Origin of the sequence: Filimonas lacunae (genome assembly GCF_002355595.1) — a bacterium.
GTDB lineage: Bacteria > Bacteroidota > Bacteroidia > Chitinophagales > Chitinophagaceae > Filimonas > Filimonas lacunae.
In genome coordinates this window covers 3400539-3421233 of the sequence record NZ_AP017422.1, presented here as the reverse complement: position 1 = coordinate 3421233, position 20695 = coordinate 3400539, and the positions used below count along the sequence as shown (strand labels likewise).

Below are 20695 nucleotides of genomic sequence, written 5' to 3'. Positions count from 1 at the left end.
TGTTTTAACAGGTGTTTATTTCACGGAAGTAAATTTATATAGCAATACGCCATGTGCAGGCACTTTAACGGGCAAGGCACCGCTGCGGGTATCTATACGGGTAATGTTCTGCTGGCGCCACAGGTCGCGCACCTGCTGTTTGCCGGTAAGGCCCAGTTTGTCAAAAGCTTTATAATCGAGTGTCGCGCTTTCCAGCCCAAAGTTGCAGAAGCCTACGGCGCGGCTGCCATCTTCCAGTTGCTTCACATATATGCGCAGGTCGCCGATGGTTTGCACACAGGTGGCTTGTTTGCCCAGCGGGTCCTGGTCAATGGCTATTACTTCATCATTGGTGAGCAGGTTTATCGTAAAGTCGTCCAGCTTTTCCATATCACAGCCTATCAGCAGCGGGGCGCTGAACAGGCTCCACAGGCTCAGGTGCAGGTATTGTTCATCCGGCTTCAGCTTGCTGGGGTGCGGGTTGCCCCAGCCTACGGTGCCTACTACCAGCATATCAGGATCGTTCCAGTTACCGGGGCGTGCCCATGCGGCAGCTTTGTCCTGCGCCAGGGCTATTTCTTTTACGCTGGCCCAGGTATCGGTAATATCATTGGTAGTGCGCCAGCAGCTGCCGTTGACACTATCCCCCCATTTCCAAACGTCGGACATACCATACTGGCACAGACTGAACACAATATCCCGTGGCTGCTGTTGCAGGTAATTGCCCATCAGCTCAAAGGGACGTTTGGCTGTAGCCAGCTCGTTGCCGCCACGGTACGACAGGGAAGATACTTTATAAGGATCATTATCTTTCATGCCATTGATCACGCCACCATAGCTGCACCAGTCGTACTTCAGGTAATCAAAGCCCCATTTGGCATAGCTTTCTGCATCCTGCTTCTCATAGCCATAGCTGCCGGCACAGCCGCCGCAGGTCCACGGGCCGGGGCTGGAATACAGGCCTATTTTCATACCGGCATTGTGTACATAATCAGCCAGTGCTTTCATATTACCAAAGCGTACGTTGGGTACAATGTTGCCGTTATCATCGCGCAGTTTACCGCGTAAGGTGGAGTCTTTTGAATCGCGGTGGTTTTGCCAGAAATCATCTATGTTAATATAGGTCCAGCCGTGGTTTACCAGGCCGCTTTTAACCATGGCATCGGCGGCACGTTTTACTTTATCGGCCGATACTTCACCGGCAAAGCAGTTCCAGCTGTTCCAGCCCATGGGTGGGGTAAGGGCCACCTTATCGCCGCATACAATGCGCAATTGCCTGGTGGTTTTGCCTTTGGCGTTTTGTGCGCCCAGGGTTACGGTATAGCTGCCTTTGGCGGGCAGTGTGCCGGTGATAATACCTGTTTGGTTATCCAGTTGCAAACCGTTGGGTAAGCCTTTGGCGGTAAACGTCATGGGCCTGTCGCCGGTGGCGGCTATGCGGTATTGAAAAGGTGAGCCGGGACGTGCGCCGGTTACCGTGCTGCCGTTAATGCGTGGTGTGGCGGGTGCTTTGGGGGTAAGTATATACGGCACGGTAGCAATAGGGTTCCAGGTTTTAGTGCCAGCCACATCGGTGGTGGTGATGCTGGCATCGGCCCAGTTGGCATGGTCATAATAATTTCCGTTGCCGCCGTCTGTTACCACCAGTTCCATTTTCTGTACACCGGTAAGGGGTACGGAGCAGGATTTAGCGGCATCACCCAAATGCATTACGCCGCTTGACCATAATTTTTTACCATCGCCATACACTTCAAACACCACAGCAGGTTCGTGGCCTTTTACTTCATCATCGATACCTACCTGTGCAGTAAACAAACTGGCTTTGCCCTGCATCAGTATGGTTAAAGAACTTACTGCATGCGTACCAAACCCGCGGGAAAAGGTTTTGCCCGCTATGGTCATGGTTTTGCCATCTATCGATTTGTTTTTGCCGGGTACGCCATAGCCCTGTGTGGCTGCGCTGAGGTCTAACTGATCCAGCCATACGGTTTGGGCAGAAACGACGCCGGAGAAAAGGGAGAAGGCAAGCATGCCGGTAAAGACGTAAGGTTTTTTAGAACGGAATAGATTCATGAGGCTCTTAATCGTTTAGTAAATCAGGATATTGTTAATGGGGGGTGTTTACCGCTACGGGTGAAACATCCACCAGTCAAAATGAAAAAGGTCTTTTTCTCCTTTAAAAACAAAATACAGGTCGTGTATGCCTTTTATGTTTTTAACGGGTACGTTCAATGTTTTCCAGATATCTCCTTCACCAGAGGCGGTAACGTTAACGGTGCCCAGTAACAGGCCATCCGGCTTATCGGCATGTATCTCTATTTTTCCACCGTACAGGGCTGCTACACTTACCTCTACAGCCGAAGCGCCTTTGGAAAAGTCAGCTCCCTGCACCTTCACATAGTCGCCATTGTGAATGGAAGATACAAATATCCTGTCCTTTATTTTCTTTCCCCTGTTCCAGGGCGATTCTCTTTCCCATTCCGTGGCTTTGTCGGTGGTTACGCCTTCGCTATAGGCCATGGTTTCTGCTTCTACCTGCTGGTAGGGGTTAAGCGTGCCTACCTGTTTAACGCCGGCTACTGACCAGAAGGGCAGCTTTTGTATAGTGCCATCCGCATTAAAAGTAAGTGTGGCTAAACATACCGAGCGGCGCTCTGCATGCTTCTTCATGGTTTGTTTCAGCAAGGCATAGTTAAAACCGAATACATACCACTGGCCTTTGTATTCAATAATGCCGGGGTGGTTGCCGCTGGAACGTTGGTCGCCATCCATAATAGACCCTTTATATGCCCAGGGGCCGGTGGGGGTATGGCTCATGGCATAACCTATCCCTTCCGGGCAACAGGTAGAAGCATAGGCCATATAATATTTTCCGTTACGTGTAAAAGCCCAGGGGCCTTCCTGGTAATGAAAAGGATCGGGCTGGTCTTTTACTTTGGCTATGGAGCTGTCTTTTACAATGCCGCCGCTGTACGAGATCATGTCTTCATTCAGCTTTACATAATACAGGTTGGGGTTACCCCAGTACAGGTAGGCCTGTCCATCTTTATCAATCAGTACGGTGGGGTCAATATCATCCGTGCTGTTCTTTACCAGGGGCTTGCCTATGGGGTCTTTAAAGGGGCCATAGGGGCTATCCGCTACCAGCACGCCTATACCCAGGCCGTTGGGCATGGGGCAGTACAGGTAAAACTTACCGTTGCGTTCCACACACTGCGGGGCCCAGGCACCGTTATCGGTATGTACCCAGGCAAAGTCTTTTAGTGAGGCTATTTCACCATGATCTGTCCAGTTGACCATATCTACCGAAGTATACAGCAGCCAGTTTTTCATCACAAAGCCAAAGGCATTGTTTTCATCATGGCTGGTGTAGAGAAATACCGTATCGTGATATACCAGGGGCGCGGGGTCGGCCGTATGCCTGGTTTGGATAATGGGGTTCTGGGCGTAAGTAGTAGCTGCGGCAGTAAAGGCCAGGCAGGCAAGAGAAATACGGCAAAGCAATTGATTCATCAGATATAGTTCGGTTTTGTATGTTACATGCATGATGGGCCATTTTTCCGGAAGCAGGCAGGGAGGTCCGGAACATCAGGATGGCAGGCATTGGTATTATCACCACTGTAAAAATAATCCCGCAGCGGGGCTGCCGGATGTAACATTTGTTGAATTTACTGTACCATATGTTTAATTTACGGTGGCCGCCCGGCCATTGCAAAGGCAACAGCCAGGCGGTAACCGTTTATTGCGGAAGAAACACCTTCAGCAGTTGCAGGTCTTTTTCTGCCGAGCTGTTGCCGTACCAGAGTTCATACTCACCCGGCGCAGCAGATACTTCCTGCTGATTGTTATCATAGAAAGCAAAGGCCGAACGGGGTAATGCCATCTTCACCTGGCTGGTGCTGCCTGCGGGCAGGGTTACTCTTTGAAAGCTTCTCAGTGTTTTAATAGGGCCGGTGGTATCGGCCACTTTGCGCACATATACCTGTAGCACCTCGGTGCCGCTGCGCTTACCGGTATTGGTTACGGGTATGGTCAGTATCAGGGAATCCTGTTGCAGGCCGGTCCATTTGCCGGCATCCGCTTTGCCAATGGTAAAGCGGGTATAGCTTAAACCATATCCAAAAGGAAACAGTGCATCATTCATAAAGCGATAGGTGCGGCCCTTCATGGTGTAATCTTCAAAATCGGGCAGCTGGCTTATGCTTTTGTAAAAGGTAACAGGCAATTTGCCGCTGGGGTTATAATCGCCAAACAATACATCGGCTACTGCCTGACCACCACTTTCGCCACCGTACCAGGCCTGTAGTATGGCATCGCAACTGGTGGTTTCCGGCACCAGGGCCATAGCGCTGCCAGAGCAGTTAACGAATATCACTGTTTTGCCCGCTGCTTTCAATGCCTTCAGGCAGTTGCGCTGCACTAAGGGCAGTTCAATATCGGTGCGGTCGCCACCTTTAAAGCCGGGGTAGGATACCGGCATTTCCTCACCTTCCAGCAGCGTAGACAGGCCGCCCGCAAACACCACGGTGTTAATACCTTTGAGTTTACTGATCAGCACGGAATAATCTATATCCACTTCCTTCCCAAAATCAAATTCCAGGTTGGCCTGCCAGTTGTTAAGCTGGGCATAGCGTATTTCTATGTTGTACTGCTTTCCTTTTTCTACCTGGTAAGGTATGCGCGAAGGCAGGGTGCGCCAGTTATTGTAACGTGCTGCAGATTTGCCGTTTACCAGCAGTTCAAAATAGCCGGTAGCGCCGCATTTAAACACGATTTCTTCTGTACGGGGTGCAGTAAACACAGCTTCGTACCGGGCACTGAAGGCTTCGAGGTGCACACCAGAGGCAAACTCATGCTGCCCGGCAGTGGTGAGTTTAAAAGGGTTGGCTATCTGCTGAGTAATTGCGGGATCGTCTTTCCGCTCGCGGTTGTTCCAATATGTGGCTTTGAAGCCGCTTTTGCCATCGGCCATGGCTTGTGTAAAATAGCTTTGCGTTACCTTGTTCTCTACCAGGTCGCAGGCTTTATCATACACCACGTTGTCTTTACCCAGCTTGCTTTGCAGGCCTTGCAGTATGGTAATGGTTCGTACCGGTGTGCCGTTGTAGTTGCCCCATAGCATGGGGGCGTTATCGGCATTGGGGCCTACCACCGCAATGCGTCCGCTGTTTTTGGCCAGGGGTAACACCTGCTGCTTGTTTTGCAGCAGCGTCATCGACTTTTGCGCCATTTCCAGCGCCAGCTGGCGGTGTGCGGCATTGTTTACCACGTTCATAGATATATTGGCCCAGGGTACCAGTGCATCATCGTCCATATCGCCCAGCTCAAAGCGGGCGGCCAGTATGCGCAGCAGGTGCTTGTCTACTTCCTGTTCGTTAATCAGTCCTTTGGCAACGGCATCGGGTATCTGCTGGTAGGCATAGCCTTCCCAAACACATTCCACATCGGTACCGGCCAGTGCGCCTTTGGCGGCGGCGTGTACGGCGTCGGAAGATACTTTGTGGCTGGTATAGAAATCGGTAACAGCGCCGCAGTCAGATACTACCAGGTATTGAAAGCCCCATTTCTCCCGCAATATGGTTTGCAGCAGGCGGCTATTGCCACAGCAGGGCTCATCATCCAGCCGCTGGTAAGCACACATTACTTCGCGTACCTCTGCATCCTGCACCAGCGACCGGAAGGCAGGCAAATATGTATCCCACAAATCGCGCGGGGTAACCTTGTTCAGGTTCAGCTCGTGGCGGCTCCACTCCGGACCGGAATGCACGGCGTAATGTTTGGCGCAGGCCAGTAGCTTTCTGTATTTCGCATCGGCAGGACCCTGTAAGCCCTTTACCACGGCCACACCCATGCGGGAGGTGAGGTAAGGATCTTCGCCATAGGTTTCCTGTCCACGACCCCACCGGGGATCGCGAAAGATGTTGACATTGGGCGTCCATACACTCAGGCCCAGGAAACGTTTGCTCTGTTTGCCATTGCGCAGTGCATGATGATATTTGGCCCTTGTTTCGTCAGATGCCGCATCAAATATGTGGTATACCAGCGAGTCGTCGAACGAGGCTGCCATACCCACCGGTTCGGGAAACACGGTAACACTGTCGTTATTGGCCAGGCCGTGCAAAGCCTCGCTCCACCAGCTGAACCGTTTAATACCCAGGCGGGGAATGGGTTTCGATTCATCCATCATCAGGTTGGCCTTTTCTTCCAGCGTGAGCCGGGTAACCAGGTCGGCGGCCCTTTGTTGCGGGGTTAATGCCGGGTTTTTCCAGGGTTGCTGCTGTGCAGCCCCGGTAAGTGTTAATAGCAGTAGGCCTGTACAGCTATAAAATTTCCTTACTAATGTGTATATTTTCATTCCTGTTGTTTTAACGGTTGGGTTTCCGGTTTCTATCATTCCCAGTCGTATTTTTGTTGTTATCCGGCTCGCTCCATTTCGTATTATACTGCCACGTTAGCTGCGGCAGGTTTAAAGCTCTTGATGGATGTATGTGGCTTTGTAGCTTATGTAAATGCCTTTCAAAAGCCGCAGCCGCATTGGGAACCGCCCTAACGGGCGAACGGAAATGATACGTTTGCTGTATGCGGGAAAAACCGGCTTCCAGCTCCGGATATTGTAAAAGCAGTTGTGTCAATTCTTCCTGTTCGGCTTCTGTAGCCTGATTGTCAATTGCCTGCATGGCAAGCAGGAGAAAGCGTTCGTAGCGTAAAGGCAAGCTCATGCAGGGTAAGACACAAAAAGAGGAGCGGGAATACCAAAGGAGGGAAAAATAAATTTAGAATGGTTAGTTTTAACGGTCTGTTTTTTCAGAAAAAACAGGGTTTTGTGTTTGTGAATAAAAAATAACTCGTTTGGTACAAAAGATACCGGTTAAAGATAAAATGGATGCCGGCGCCCCCTTCAAGGTGAGCCTGATGAAAGAGGTAATTAAACCTACAGTGCCTCACCGCCATGCCGGTTATCACGAATTGATATGGTTAAGTCAGGGTGCAGGCTTTCATGAAATAGATGGTATGCAGCTGGAAATAGTTCCGCCCCTTGTGTATTATTTGCGGCCCGGGCAAACGCATTGCTGGAACTTTACTGCTATACCCAAAGGGTACGTTATCCTTTTTAAAGAAGAACTGTTACAGAAGCAGGATATCAGTGCACTTTTTCATTTCCCGTCTTTTATAAAGCTGCAACAGCCGGAGGTGTTTTTTCAGCTGGCTGCTATCCTTTATCAGGAATATACCGGGCAAACCTATTCGGCCAATACCGTTCAGGCCTATATTCACCTGTTTGTAACCAAACTACAGCAGTTGGTTTTACAGTACAAGCCTGATCTGCGCCCTGCCAGCAGCTTGTTTCAGCAATTTAAACAACTGGTAAATACCCATTTTGCTGCCAGAAAAGACCTTGCTTTTTATGCAGCCCAACTTCACATCACCACCACAGCGCTTAACCAGACCTGCAAAAAAGAAATGGCTAAAACGCCGGGCGCCGTAATTAATGAGCGTGTATTGCTGGAGGCCAAGCTGCTACTTTCGGCCACAGAAAGGCCTGTTAATGATCTTGCCCTGGAACTGGGCTTTGGCGACTCACCACATTTTATCAAATTTTTCAAGCAGCACACCCATCTTACCCCGCGGCAGTACCGCGAAATGGCTACCGCCAGAAAGTAATATACAATTCTTAATAGGTAACATACAGTTTCGGCTGCTTAGCACTGGTTAGCTTTGCAGCTAAAGATCAGATTGTCTTATGGCCTGGCTCAAACCCCTTCTCTTTCTACTTATCATTTCCTGCTGGCATGCTGTGCGTGCACAAAAAAGTGTTATTCGCGGTACGGTGTACGATCAGCAAAACAATAAACCCGTGGAGTACGCCAGTATTGCCTTACTTACCGCCCGGGATTCAACGGTGGCTGGCGGAACGGTAACAAAGGCAAACGGTGCTTTTGAACTGGGGCGGGTACGGGCCGGAACATTCCGGCTGAAAATATCCTTTGTAGGGTATTATACCATCAGCACTGATGTGTTTACTGTGGCAGGAAATGGCGTGGTGAATATGGGCACGATTACATTGCAGCCTGCTGATGCGTTGTTAAACGAAATGAAAGTAACTGCCCGGCAGTTACCCATTGCTACTAAAATTGATAAACAGACATACAAGGCCGATCAGTTTAACAATGCACAGGGTGGCACTGCCATAGATGTATTGAAAAACCTCCCGTCGGTAAGTTTGAATGGTGAGGGAGCAATCAGTGTTCGTGGCTCATCCGGCTTTCTGGTGCTGGTAAATGGCAAACCTGTTATTACCGATGCCCAAACGGTGTTAAGTCAGCTCCCTGCCAATAGTATACAAAGCATTGAACTGATCACTGCGCCATCGGCCAAATACGATCCCGATGGAAAGGGAGGAATCATTAACATCATTACCAAAAAAGGGGCGAACGACGGCATCACCTTTACCGCCAATATACAGGGTGGCCTGCCAAGTACTACCGACCATAACAACAAGGAGAAACCGAAGCGGTTTGGTGGCGATATGGCCTTGAACTATCGCCATGGCAAATGGGATATATCGGCAGGTGGCAATTACCTGCGGGCAGATGTGGCCGGTTACCGGGAAGGAGATGTTTACACCAAAAACCTGGCGGCCAATACCATTACACGGTTACCCTCGGCAGGAGAAAGAAGTTTTGATAAGTATAATTATGCAGCACGTGCATCGGTTCATTTTCAGGCCGATAGCAGCAATGCGTTTGCAGCAGGTTTTATGACAGGCCACCGGTTTCAGTCACGCCTGGCCGACCTCGTGTATAACAATAGTAAAGCAGATCTTTCATCCGGCACAGTACTGTATACCAATACTTATTATAACTCCAACCTGCAGTCTAAACACGGTACCTTTTCGCTGGGTAGCCTGGATTATACCCATACTTTCCGCAATAAATCAACCCTCGCCACATCCGCGCTGTATGAACATGCCAATTTGTATGGGGATACTAAAAACCGGAACCTGGGCTATCCGCAAGTACAGGATACCCTGCAATATGTATACAATCCTTACCGTAATCCCATTAATGGCTACCGGCTTAAAGTAGATTACGCACAGAAAACCCGCACCGGCAAATGGGAGAGTGGTTACCAGTTCCGTTACGACACACAGGATGGCCAGTTTGACTATTTTGTAACACCTGACATTGCCCAGCCCGATGCAGCCCGGTTTCGCGGCAGCGCAACAGCAAAAAACACTATCCATGCTGTATATAGTCAATACGCCGGCAGGTTTCATCAGCTGGAATACAATGCAGGCTTACGGTATGAATATGCCACGCGGTCTGTGCTTGTTTCGTATGAAGCCAACCCCTACCAGCTCCATTTATCTAATTTGTTTCCGTCTGCAGCACTGCTTTATCCATTCCGTAAAGGGTGGCAGGCCAAAGCAGGCTACAGCAAGCGTATACAACGTACCACCAACTTCGAACTCAATCCTATACCCGAGCGCGAACATTCTGAAACGCTGGAACAGGGCGATCCTAATTTGCTGCCGGAGTTTATAGATCTGGCTGAGCTGGGTATCGTACACCAGTTTACAAGCGGCAATTTCTTTTCAAATATCTATTACCAGCACATTAAAAACCCTATACAGCGGGTAAACAGCGTATATGCCGATACCATTTTAAACCGTGTATTTACCAATGCAGGGCAGGCCCGCTCTTTAGGTATAGAAGCTGGCGCCAGCTGGCAGTTAAATAAATGGTGGAATATTTATCTGGGCGGCAACGTGTACAACTACCGGATAAAAGGGCAACTGGCTATATTGGGCGTTCACTCCACCGTATCCAATAGTAACTGGATCTATTCCTTCAACACCAATAACAGTTTCAAACTCGGCAACACCTGGACATTGCAGGCGACTGTGAATTATCTTTCGCGCCGCGCAACCGCACAGGGGGAAGATTCCTATTTTCTTACACCCAATACTTCTCTCAAAAAAACATTTATGAACGGGCGGCTGGCTGCCACCCTGCAATGGCAGAACATGGATATGGGTATGAAAATATCTAACCGCCAACGGATCAGTACCTGGGGTGCAGATTTTTACACCACCACGAATTATATTTATGAAACAGATGTGTTTCTGGTAAATCTTAGCTTTCATCTGAATAAAAACACCAGCAAGTCAAAACTGCCAGGCAGTGAATTTGGAGAAAAAGAGTTTTGATAGGTAGAATGAACACTCTCGAAGAATTGTACAGCTATCCCGGCGCTCCCCGGTGCTGTGCCGGTGAGTGCTATAAAAATATTGTTTACCGGCATATGTTTGCCGGCAGGCGGCACAACAGTATGAGTTAGCGGTAGTGCTATGCCGATGGGTGGTACAGCACTATCGCTAACCGGCATAGCAACGCTGTTAAGCCATCCGAACAGACGAATTGCTCACTTAGCTATCCCGTGGAGTGGTTGTGCTATACGGTTGATATGTATATCTGGGACGATGAATGCAATAGCTGTACGGATGATCGGGATAACTTCCCCGGCTGGCGGGGAATGTGTGGGGATCATCCCCACAGTAGCCAGACTGATCGCCACAGTAGTGGGGATGATCCCCACAGTAGCCAGACTGATCGCCATAGTAGTGGGGATGATCCCCACAGTAGCCAGACTGATCGCCATAGTAGTGGGGATGATCCCCACAGTAGCCAGACTGATCGCCATAGTAGTGGGGATGATCCCCACAGTAGCCAGACTGATCGCCACAGTAGTGGGGATGATCGCCACAGTAGCCAGACTGATCGCCACTGTAGTGGGGATGATTCCCACTGTAGCCAGACTCATCACCATTGACCCGTCCTAAAAAAACTTGACAGTAGAGAGCAGTTAATAATAAGTAGTTGTTGCAAGATAAAATTTAATTCTAACATCAGTTTACAGGGGTCTCAGTGATCCTATCCTGATCTGTCAGGATGAGCGCATAAACCTGCTGTCAAAAACAGGATTCTCAAAATCCTGTTTTTTGTTACGTTCCAGCCAGCTCATCCGGGCTTCCTTAACAGGCTTGCGCTTAGTCCTGTTTATGATAAACTTAATCCTGTTTGGCGTTACAGAGCTTCCCTAATCCTACGTTGCTTACTTCTAAGTCCTGATTCTTAATAATATGCTTACTGTAAGTCCGCCAGTTCCTTTTGATTATTCCGGTTAGTTCATGTGCCTGGTCCGGCGTCAGATAACTTAAACTATCATGGGGTCTGCGGCTGTTGTATAAGTTTACGGCAGCCTGTACAGCTTTGGTGGCCTGAACTAGATCTTCAAACTCTTTATTAAGACTATATTCATGCTTTAGAATACCGTTAACCCGCTCTGCTATTGCATTCTGATAGGGATCTCCTTTATGACTCATACTAATATTGATCTGATAGTTTTGCAACTGTCCAACATAATCAGAACAGCAGTATTGTACACCGCGATCAGAATGGTGTATGAGCATGTTCCGCCCAGGCTGCTGTTCATTTAAAGCCATGTTTAGCGCTTCTATGCTTCCACGCGCTGCCAGATTAGGCCACAGGCGGTAGCCAACTATTTTACGACTAAAAGCATCAGTTACAAGACTCAGGTAGCAAAAGCCTTCTGATACTCGCAGATAGGTAATATCACTAACCCAAAGTTGATTTTTACCTGTTAATATCAAGTGCTGTATTAAGTTATCATATTTACGGTAAGGATGGTTGCTATCGGTGGTAATAGCACGCCGTCTGCGATGACGGATAAGCAGGTCATAGCGTTCCAGCATATCAAATAGAGCATCACGGCCCATTTTAATTCCATGCGCCTGTAGCTGAGGTTCCAACAGATAGTAGAGCTTACGGGTACCCAAGCGAGGTTGTTCCTCCCGTATTTCTTTCACCATTTTTACTACAATAGAATCTGTCATTTCCTGCTCAGCCTGGGTGCGTGTAGCATAATACCAGGCTTGACGGGTCTTGCCAAACACTGTACAAAACTGACCTACCCCAATATGAGGGTGCAGTTCTGTAAGCAGGTTCACTGTTTGGCACCAGGCTTTTTTCGGATGGGAATTTTGAGATCATTTTCCGCTACATCAATGAGCGTTTCGAGGGCAATATTCTTGATCTCAGCGTGTTCAAGCTGCTTTTGAAGCAGTTTTACCTGCTTCTCTAATTCTTCCAGCTTCTTTTTTTCCGCTTCAGTCATTGCAGGTAAAGTTACTACCTCAGGAGGATATTGCTTACAAATCAAACGAATCTGTGTGTCGCTTATACTCAATTCAACCGTTGCCTGAGCTACGCTAACGCGTCCATAATGAATCTCACGCGCCAGCCAGCGCCGAAAACTTACTTCGTAATGATTGATACGGGGATCATCACTCAGCTTCACCCCAATTACGTTTTTAAAACTCTTGATCTGACTGTTTTTAGCCATCTTCTTTTCAGATTTAGGCTCTTAACTGTCAAGCTATTTCAGGACGAGACACCATAGTAGTGGGGATGAGCCCATATATGTGGGGAGGAAATCTATAGCTGCTAAACTCTTCGCTACATACATGGGGATGAGTTTAGCAGTAGCCGGACTGATCGAAGTTTTTGGGGTAAAATGCGGATGGTTATTTAGTGTTCATTGGATAATTGACCATCCAGGCGCTTTGGTACGAAGATAATACTAATAGTTACGCCATTTTGATCGCTACTCAGGTTAAACTGGCCATCTATCTGTCCGGCTAAGCCTTCCATCAGGCTCATGCCCAGAGAAGTTAGTCCGGTGCTTTCTGTTTTAAATCCAATGCCATTATCTGCTATGGAAAGCAGGCAATGCTGTGCGTTTGTTGTATGAAGGGTAACACGAATTTGTCCTTTGCGTCCATCTGTAAAGGCGTATTTGATGGAGTTGGTAACTGCTTCATTCAGGATCAATCCAATAGGAATTGCCTGCACCACATCCAGTAGAATGGCTTCACTGTCCACCAGGAACTGAATACGATCCCTGGCTTCAAAACTGTCTTTCAGAAAAGACATGAGTTCCGATATATACCATTTCATATCAATGTTACCCAGGTTGTCGGTTTGGTACAGGCGCTGGTGAATCAATGACATGGCGTACATGCGCCGTTGGCTGTTGCGGATGGCTGTAAGGGCATCTTCATTTTCCAGGTGTTGCGATTGCATGTTCAGCAAGCTAATGGCCACCTGTAAGTTGTTTTTCACGCGGTGGTGAATTTCTTTCAGCAGCCATTCTTTGTCATTTACCAGCTTTTTTAATAGTTCATTCTGGGCATTGATCTCCTGCTGCTGGCGTTCCAGTCTTCTATTGTTTTGCTGCTTTAAACGGTAACGGTTATACAATAGCACCAGGAATAGCAGCAATACAATGGAGCCGCCTATTACTATTTTTAAGCGTGTTTCCTGCGCCTGTTGTTTACTCTCCAAAACAATGATGTTCTTATTCTTCTTTTCAGTTTCGTACTGTAATTGCAATTCATCCATTTGCCTGCTTTTATCAACTGCTGTAACAGAGTCGGAAAAAGCTTTGTATAACTGGTAATGGTTGATGGCCGAAGTGTGTTTGCCCAGAGCAGAATCGGAAATAAAGTACAGTTTCTCAATCCAGGATGATCTTCTGAAATCTGTACCGTACATGATTCCTTTTTTATAAGAATCCAGGTATTTATATGTGTCCTGATATTGTTTGGCAGCCTGCAGATAGATAGCCAGCATGGGCTTGGTAAATTGGTATTGGGGATCTTCATCGTCATGGGCCTTGCGTACTTTGAGTACGCGTTCGTAATACACCTTCGCTTTTGCATATTCCTTCAGTGCCAGGTGATTATTGAGAAAGATGATAGAAACGATGGCTTCCCGCGCATCGTCATTGTAAATGGGATATATCGCTACTGCCTTCGACAGAAATTCATTCGATGCTGCATAGCTCCCCATTCTATATTTCATATCGCTGATATTGTTAATCAGCACCAGGATGTTGGGAGTGTCCTTTGCGGCCTGTGCTATGGCATATGCCTTTTCAAAATTATTCACCGCCTGGGGATAGTCTTTTATCATAGCGTATTCATAGCCCAGCCTGTTGTATAAGGTGGACATGAATGGGGTAGTGTCCTTATTTTCCTCGGCGGTTCTTGCGGCCAGCAGCAAGTAGCGGCGGGCTTCTACATGGTTGTCCAGTTCTGTATAGATAGTACCCAATACGGTATAGGCCGACTGTAATTGTTTATACCCGATTTCATGATAAATCTTAAACGCTTCGTTCATTATTTCCAGTGCGCGTTTCGGTTGCCCGTCATTGATGTATAAATCCGCTACCAGTTGTGTAGTTTCTGCCTCCTTTAATTTATTGCCGCTTTTACGGTACACAGCTGCCGCCTTTTCATAATAAGCGATCTTTTCCGGAAATTCCTGGTGTGTATCTCCGATAGTGCTACCGGTAAGCGTTAAACAGGCCGCATGATCTTCGGAATTATCTGATTCACTAAGTATAGCTAAAGCCTTGCGGCTGTATTCCGCCCCTTCCACCGTTTTTTTCATTTCCATACAGGCTTTTGCCTTCAACAGTAATGACTTGCCAATGCCCGGGTTGTAATTAATGCGGCGGCATAATTGCTCTGCTTTTGTAGCCAACACCACCGCATACTCCAAATCTGGCAGGTATTCCCCCTTTTTCATAATCAGCGAATCGCTCTGGCCTTGCAATAGGGAAATGCTATCGTTTATTTGATGCGTATTGGCAGTGTTTGCCCGTTGCTGCTTGCTGTTATTTTGGGTACAACTGAATGCGGATAGAAGCAGGCAGCCCCATAGGATAATAAGAGAGCTGATTTTAGGAGGGTATGTCATGCGCAAAAATTGGTCTGGATAGAATGCTGGATTTTTGGCAAGGTACGGAGGATAGCGCTTTATTTATATAAATGCTGGTCTTTTAGGTAGTCAATGCCGTTGTGTTTCAGGTAATCGATACCCCATTCACTCAAAAATTGGAATAAGGGGGATAGCGTTTTGCCATGTTCGGTAAGTGCATAGGTTACCCGGTAAGGCTTTTGCGATACAATGGTTTTTGCAATCAGCTTATCGCGTTCCAGCTCTTTCAGCTGCTGGCTCAGCATTTTTTCGGAAACACCAGGCAGGTTGTCTATAAAATCGCTGTAGCTCCTGTTTGCCTGATAGTAGAGGTGGGATAGGATCAATATTTTCCATTTCCCGTCAATAAAGCTTAATGAGAAATCTATCGGACATGTATATTTTTTACCGTGTAATGTTATCATCGTATTGAATTAGTGACTGACCTACTTTTTGGTAAGCTATTTTTTGCGAATAGCGACTCCGTTACTTTTGAATGGATTCAATAATAGTTAATATGAAACAGTTACTTATTTACATCGTATTAGCCACCATTATCCTCCTTTCAAACACCAGTGCACAGCCTAAATTAAAAGTAATGGAAAAAAGTAAATACTCCGTTGAGCTTATCCGGTATACCATTCCTGAAAACCAATGGACACCATTTGAAAATGCCTACGCACAGGCAGGCAAGTTGTTGAGTAAGAGTAAGTATTGCCTGTATTATACCATTAACAAAGGGAGTGAAGAACCCAATAATTATGTGGTGATTATTCATTGGACTTCGGAAGAGGATCATTTGAACGGCTTTAGGAAAAGCGCTGATTTTGCACCCTTTTTAACGCTGGTAAAACCTTTTTATAATCAGATACAGGAGATGAAACATTATACTGAAATTGCCGCCTGGTCAGGATCTGGAAATAATTAGCGATATTATAGTATGAAACAAATACCAACCTTGTATGAGTGGGCGGGTGGCATGCCTGCCTTTGAAAAGCTTACCGCCGCCTTTTACAAAAAGGTGTTGAAAGATGAATTGCTGGAACCTATATTCAAGCATATGTCTCCACATCATCAGCTGCATGTAGCCCATTTTATTGCGGAAGTGTTTGGTGGGCCTGAGGCATACACCGCCGAAGGTGGCTGCCATTTTACTATGATTCAGAAACACTTTTCCAAACATCTTACAGAGGCGCAACGGAAACGGTGGGTGTTTCTGTTGCTGGAAACGGCTGATGAAATTGAATTGCCGGACGATCCTGAGTTCCGGTCGGCTTTTGTTGGTTATATAGAATGGGGGACGCGGATTGCGGTTATTAATTCGCAGGGGGAGCATACGGGTGTTGCTGTAACGGAGCCTATGCCGCGTTGGGGGTGGGGGGAGACGGGCGGGCCTTATTTGAATGGGGAATAGGTGAACGAGTGTACTTACATAAGGTAGCCTCTGCATTGAATTGTTCGTAGCTTATATTTTCCTTTACTTATCTAAGTGATGGATGAATGCTGAGGGGATAGTTTTACAAGGTATTGACTGGGATTTTCGCAAAATGGAGATAGATCACCTGGAATCTGCATTAAGCTCGCTTTTTTTTCGCTTTCATTAAAGTTGCATACCCTATAAAGCCAATATTTATTGGGGTGTTCCCTGCTTTTGTTTAACTCTGTCCTTGTGATATAGAATGGAGTATGAAAATGACCGGTGGTAGTCTTTACTTCAATGTATTTCTCGCTACCATCGCTGTTGTAAGATAATATGTCAAACCCTAATCCATCACCATCCTCCACAGAGACGTGTCTTGGCTTTTTTCTTATGTTGTAGCTTGCTATTAAATTGCATTCTCTCTCAAAGACATATTGTTCTCCTAATAGACCAATCCGGCTCATTTCTGCTTGTCTGCCTTGATAATCTACAAATCGACCTGTAAAAGATGGTTGTGAATCGAAAATTGTATAATCAGTGTCGATTAAGTCAAAGTGAAAGTTTTCAATCGGAACAGCCGAAAAGTTATCTAAATGCTTATCTGCTGCATATATTATATCTTGAGTAAGGATATGAAATTTAGGATCCGCATAACAATGTTCATTCAGGCGCTCTTGGTGCATAATTAGAAGTTCATTATCCTTTTTTATTTCATGTAGTATCTGATAGCACATGTTTGTATAATGAAATACGTCTTGAACCTTACTCTTTTTTGGCACACAGGGGTATTCAATACGCTTAGCTACTTTTTGGAACATTCTGAACTTATAAAAGAAATAAGTGTCAGGGTATCTGAAATTCAAGTAAACCAGACGAGCGCGTGGATCTTGATAATAATTATCAAGATTAGAATAATGTGTTTGCCACACTTCTCGAATAGCGGTATTAAATTGATTCAATCGGTCATAAAGATCTTTAGATTCGTCATATAAATTTTTGAAGCAGGTTCGCACTGTTTCCGGATCTGACTCGGCAAATTGGAATATCATTCTTCTAGGAAAATACTTGCCGGAATCCATAAGGTTGCCTGCTTTAGAAAGCGCATTTTTAAGCATGCCGGTAAAATCATCTGAATCTATATGCCAGTGGTCCTGGAAGTGCTTAACTGCCTCCCATTTATATATTTCCAGATGGTTAATTCGGGTGAAATTGTCTTTGTAAAGTTTAATCAATTCATGCAGCGCTTGGTAATTCATAAGGGTTTTTCTCAAATTTAAAGTTTCAATGTCAATACTTTTATTTGAGTTGGGAGAATATTTCTAAATCAGTAACTTAACTATCACAATTTGGATAGTCTTGCAAAAGATGGTAACTGTAATAAGAGAAATTAGTTGCTTTAGTCGGTTGCAGTGTATAGTCTAAAAAAGCTGAAAATGAGTAAAAAAATAGAACGAATACCTATTGATGAAGAGGTAGCAGCTAAACTACTTTACCACTCGTCTAATACTTGCAGCATTTGTAATGAAGCAGCCAAGCCGGCACAGGTTCATCATATTAATGAAAACAAGGCAGACAATAGCATCGAAAATCTAGTTGTATTATGTCTGAACTGTCATTCGCTGGTCCATCAAAAGGGCGGTTTCGCTAGAGGGTATAGTGAACAAACGATCAAGGAATATAAATCAAACTGGCTAAAACGAGTACAATATCGAAGGGATGAAACAGATCGTATAGCTTCTTTGCAAAGTGTAACATCTAATGTAAGTCTCTTAAATCCAATGGAAGATATAGCTACTATTGATCTAGATAGAGAGTCTATAAGTTGTAATCCATTTTTAAATGATGATCAAGCAAAAGAATTAACTACTTATGTGTTTAAAATAGCAGAGATCAGACAAATAATTTTAAAGTATGCTAAAGAAAAGATCGATAGTGGAATTTTATCAGAAAATTCAGATGGCATAGCTTCCATATTGCACTTTTATGAAGGTGTGTATGTTGTTTTATGCAAATTTTATCCCGATGAACATTTTTCCGGTCATGAACCACGGCAATATTTCAGTGAATGTGTTGCGGCATTTGAAAAATGGCATTATAAATTAATGACTCGCTCCGGCGTTGAAAATATGGGGTCAATAGAAGGCGGGTTCGTTAGATATGGAGCGATGCAAAAAGCTGAGTTAATGGTGGTTGATTTAATAAAGGCACTTTTGTATTATTCGGGTGGAGATATAAATAAGTGGGAAGCTGCATGGGATGGAAGAGTATATTCAGAAGATATAAGCGTTTTAGATAATGTAGCAGAAAGGGATGGTGCCGATTTAGAAAAAGGAAAAATACCCGCTAAGTTTCCGGGGGGAGATGAAGCGTGGAGGAGATTTATTGCTAGTAATATAAATACTGAAATTCCCATAGAAAATGGTGCCCCTCCCGGAAATTATACAGTAACGCTTCTCTTTTCAATAGCCCAAGACGGTTCTGTTATAAATGTAACTGCACTAAATAATCCCGGATACGGCTCTGCTCAAGAAGCTATCCGTGTCATATCTAACTCTCCCAAATGGTTTCCTGCAGTTCAAAATGGAGAGGCCGTCAATTATAGGCAGAAACAGATGATTACATTTCAAGTAAGGGAAAAATAACGTACCTAAGTAAATAATCTCATTATTAAAATATACTGTGCATTATGTAATTGTTTAAATGTTTTATTGTATGTGGTTGAATTTGATAAATACACTTAAGTAGATGTGGAGTTCTGGAGCTGTAAACTAGGAATAATGTAGGTTTGATAATTGTTGAATTAAATTGAAGTAAATATGTTAACAAGAGGATTTATCATTGGAAAGATTGTGGATGACCTAAGTGTTCTCCAGGGGAAAATTAGCTTTCGCTGTCAGTTGGGATTAACGGATCTGAATAAGTTTTGCGAAGATTTTATCAAAGATGTAATAAATATATGTTGGGATTATAACGTTAAAAATTTAAATCAAGACCGCTCTAATGAACCTGGTCTTGATTTAGGAGATGTTAAAAAAAGTGTAGCATTTCAAATAACTTCTACTAGTACATCTGATAAAATTAATAGGACGTTAGATGCTATTACTAGGGAACAACTAGAACGATACAAAAAAGTAATTGTTTTTATATTAGGAGAAAAACAGTCGTCCTACACTGCTATCAATGAAGCCTTGAAAGAGAAGTGTTCCTTTAGTAACGATAATATATGGGACTTTAGTGATTTGTCCAAAAAAATCATTTCATTGAAATTTGATGAACTGTATGAATTAAAAAAGCTATTTGAAAAAGATTTAAATGTTGTGTTGACGGAAATAGAAGTGCCTAATGGTAAGGGGGAATTTCCGACAACATTCGCTGATAAACTTGAAGTGTCGCCTAATACAGTTCCCAATAATGCTACTAAATATTTATTAGATTATGAGGATGCTTCATTTGATGAAGTAAAGAATGTTTTTAAGCAACTTAAACAATTGCCTAGAATAACGAGGGACTTTCTTGAAATATTTATTAGCTTAGGCGAAAACGATAACGGCAATTTTACTGTAGATTATAATGAATTAAAGAGAAAGCTTAAATCTCCAGAAAAAGAAATTAAGGAAGAATTAAGTATTTTGATTAAAAGACGCCTTATTAGTGAGCCTGAGGAAGGGGATACCTCTTTTTCGACAAATTTTGAAGATGAGATGATAGGTGTTGTTGATTTTGCGATAAAGAATGACTGCCTAAAAAAGGTTCTTGTAGCTTTAGATTTTACACTTCTTGATGCAGATGAATGATGGTGCTTGAAATAATTTAATATTATACCCCATTTGCTTGGATGGGGCAAATATAATTGTAAAAATAAATAAACTTAATTGAATGCTTTATGAAAGATTACGATAGGCGAATTAAAAAATATGAAATGGCTACGCAATTACTGATTTATGAAGGCCAAATGTTATGGACAATTCTTTCTGCATTTCTCGTTACAAATACTCTGCTTCTTGGTTTTGTAGGTCAGATGGTGTCAAATTTAAAGCCGCTAACATTTTTGTCAAATTGGCCTTGCTTTATCGCTGGGATATTAGGATTTCTTCTAATGATTCCTTGGACTGGTACATTTCTTCGCAATTCAGATTACTACCATTTTAGAATGGAGCAAGCTAAGGAAGCAGAGCCGGAAGAATATCAGTTATTAAGAAATAGAGGCGAGTTGTTTGCAGAAGGTAATAGAGTTGTCGTAAATAATAAAGGGATTAGGATTGGGCATTTTGCTTGTATTTTAAGAAACAAGAGGGCTGTGTATTTTTTGCTGGGAATTTTCTATGTATTATACATGTTTATAATTGTCACTTTTGGCCCTTGGTGGTGTAATAAATAGCTTGTAATAAAATTTAAGATAGTAGTATAATCTTTCTGATTGAAATACAGCAGCTATCTAGTATTAAAATGC

At 44.7% G+C, this 20695-nt stretch carries 17 protein-coding genes; 8 read left to right on the top strand and 9 right to left on the bottom strand.

The annotated features are described in order from the left end of the window. Positions 1-15 precede the first annotated feature (15 nt). The 4 genes from FLA_RS13655 to FLA_RS13640 form a co-directional block, all read right to left on the bottom strand. Positions 16-2052, bottom strand: coding sequence for an NPCBM/NEW2 domain-containing protein (locus tag FLA_RS13655; protein ID WP_076378401.1), 2037 nt, complete (start codon positions 2050-2052; stop codon positions 16-18). A gap of 54 nt (positions 2053-2106) precedes the next feature. Then, positions 2107-3525, bottom strand: coding sequence for a glycoside hydrolase family 43 protein (locus FLA_RS13650; protein WP_096511013.1), 1419 nt, complete (start codon positions 3523-3525; stop codon positions 2107-2109). 193 nt (positions 3526-3718) lie between these two features. Then, positions 3719-6334 (bottom strand): xylan 1,4-beta-xylosidase, encoded by a 2616-nt coding sequence (gene xyl3A / locus FLA_RS13645; protein ID WP_076378541.1) that lies wholly within the window; start codon positions 6332-6334, stop codon positions 3719-3721. Positions 6335-6344: 10 nt separating this feature from the next. After that, positions 6345-6698 carry a hypothetical protein gene (locus tag FLA_RS13640; RefSeq protein ID WP_076378403.1) on the bottom strand — a complete coding sequence of 118 codons (354 nt, stop codon included), beginning with the start codon at positions 6696-6698 and terminating at the stop codon, positions 6345-6347. A 130-nt stretch (positions 6699-6828) separates the two neighbouring features. Here FLA_RS13640 and FLA_RS13635 point away from each other — a divergent pair, with 130 nt between their 5' ends. The 3 genes from FLA_RS13635 to FLA_RS31170 all read left to right on the top strand — a co-directional run bounded on the left by FLA_RS13635 (position 6829) and on the right by FLA_RS31170 (position 10822). Beyond that, positions 6829-7641: an AraC family transcriptional regulator gene (locus FLA_RS13635; protein ID WP_084206171.1), complete on the top strand. Its 813-nt coding sequence runs from the start codon at positions 6829-6831 to the stop codon at positions 7639-7641. Positions 7642-7774: 133 nt separating this feature from the next. Continuing rightward, on the top strand, positions 7775-10189 hold the full coding sequence (locus FLA_RS13630; RefSeq protein WP_231940440.1) for a TonB-dependent receptor domain-containing protein: 2415 nt from the start codon (positions 7775-7777) through the stop codon (positions 10187-10189). A gap of 273 nt (positions 10190-10462) precedes the next feature. After that, positions 10463-10822: a hypothetical protein gene (locus tag FLA_RS31170; protein WP_148666368.1), complete on the top strand. Its 360-nt coding sequence runs from the start codon at positions 10463-10465 to the stop codon at positions 10820-10822. A gap of 228 nt (positions 10823-11050) precedes the next feature. On the opposite strand, the gene FLA_RS13620 is transcribed toward FLA_RS31170, so the two are convergent. The 4 genes from FLA_RS13620 to FLA_RS13605 all read right to left on the bottom strand — a co-directional run bounded on the left by FLA_RS13620 (position 11051) and on the right by FLA_RS13605 (position 15250). After that, positions 11051-12010 carry an IS3 family transposase gene (locus tag FLA_RS13620; protein ID WP_096510712.1) on the bottom strand — a complete coding sequence of 320 codons (960 nt, stop codon included), beginning with the start codon at positions 12008-12010 and terminating at the stop codon, positions 11051-11053. Continuing rightward, on the bottom strand, positions 12007-12405 hold the full coding sequence (locus FLA_RS13615; protein WP_076383029.1) for a hypothetical protein: 399 nt from the start codon (positions 12403-12405) through the stop codon (positions 12007-12009). The genes FLA_RS13620 and FLA_RS13615 overlap by 4 nt, the downstream gene beginning before the upstream one ends. A 185-nt stretch (positions 12406-12590) precedes the next feature. Continuing rightward, positions 12591-14825 carry a tetratricopeptide repeat-containing sensor histidine kinase gene (locus tag FLA_RS13610; RefSeq protein ID WP_076382678.1) on the bottom strand — a complete coding sequence of 745 codons (2235 nt, stop codon included), beginning with the start codon at positions 14823-14825 and terminating at the stop codon, positions 12591-12593. Positions 14826-14884: 59 nt separating this feature from the next. Continuing rightward, positions 14885-15250, bottom strand: coding sequence for a winged helix-turn-helix transcriptional regulator (locus FLA_RS13605; protein WP_076382679.1), 366 nt, complete (start codon positions 15248-15250; stop codon positions 14885-14887). A gap of 92 nt (positions 15251-15342) precedes the next feature. On the opposite strand from FLA_RS13605, the gene FLA_RS31700 reads away from it, so the two are divergent. Further along, complete coding sequence (locus FLA_RS31700) at positions 15343-15753, top strand: antibiotic biosynthesis monooxygenase family protein (RefSeq protein WP_197705895.1); 411 nt, start codon at positions 15343-15345, stop codon at positions 15751-15753. A 12-nt stretch (positions 15754-15765) separates the two neighbouring features. Beyond that, on the top strand, positions 15766-16239 hold the full coding sequence (locus tag FLA_RS31695) for a group II truncated hemoglobin (RefSeq protein WP_076382680.1): 474 nt from the start codon (positions 15766-15768) through the stop codon (positions 16237-16239). 71 nt (positions 16240-16310) lie between these two features. Here FLA_RS31695 and FLA_RS13590 read toward each other — a convergent pair whose 3' ends face one another. Next, complete coding sequence (locus FLA_RS13590; RefSeq protein WP_076382681.1) at positions 16311-17501, bottom strand: DUF3883 domain-containing protein; 1191 nt, start codon at positions 17499-17501, stop codon at positions 16311-16313. A gap of 177 nt (positions 17502-17678) precedes the next feature. Here FLA_RS13590 and FLA_RS13585 point away from each other — a divergent pair, with 177 nt between their 5' ends. From FLA_RS13585 to FLA_RS13575, 3 genes are all read left to right on the top strand, one after another. Next, positions 17679-18887, top strand: a complete 1209-nt coding sequence (locus FLA_RS13585) for an energy transducer TonB (RefSeq protein WP_076382682.1) — start codon at positions 17679-17681, stop codon at positions 18885-18887. Positions 18888-19061: 174 nt separating this feature from the next. Beyond that, positions 19062-20039 carry an SMEK domain-containing protein gene (locus tag FLA_RS13580; protein WP_076382683.1) on the top strand — a complete coding sequence of 326 codons (978 nt, stop codon included), beginning with the start codon at positions 19062-19064 and terminating at the stop codon, positions 20037-20039. A gap of 89 nt (positions 20040-20128) precedes the next feature. Further along, entirely contained in the window at positions 20129-20623 is a 495-nt protein-coding gene (locus FLA_RS13575) for a hypothetical protein (RefSeq protein ID WP_076382684.1), read from the top strand. Positions 20624-20695 lie beyond the last annotated feature (72 nt).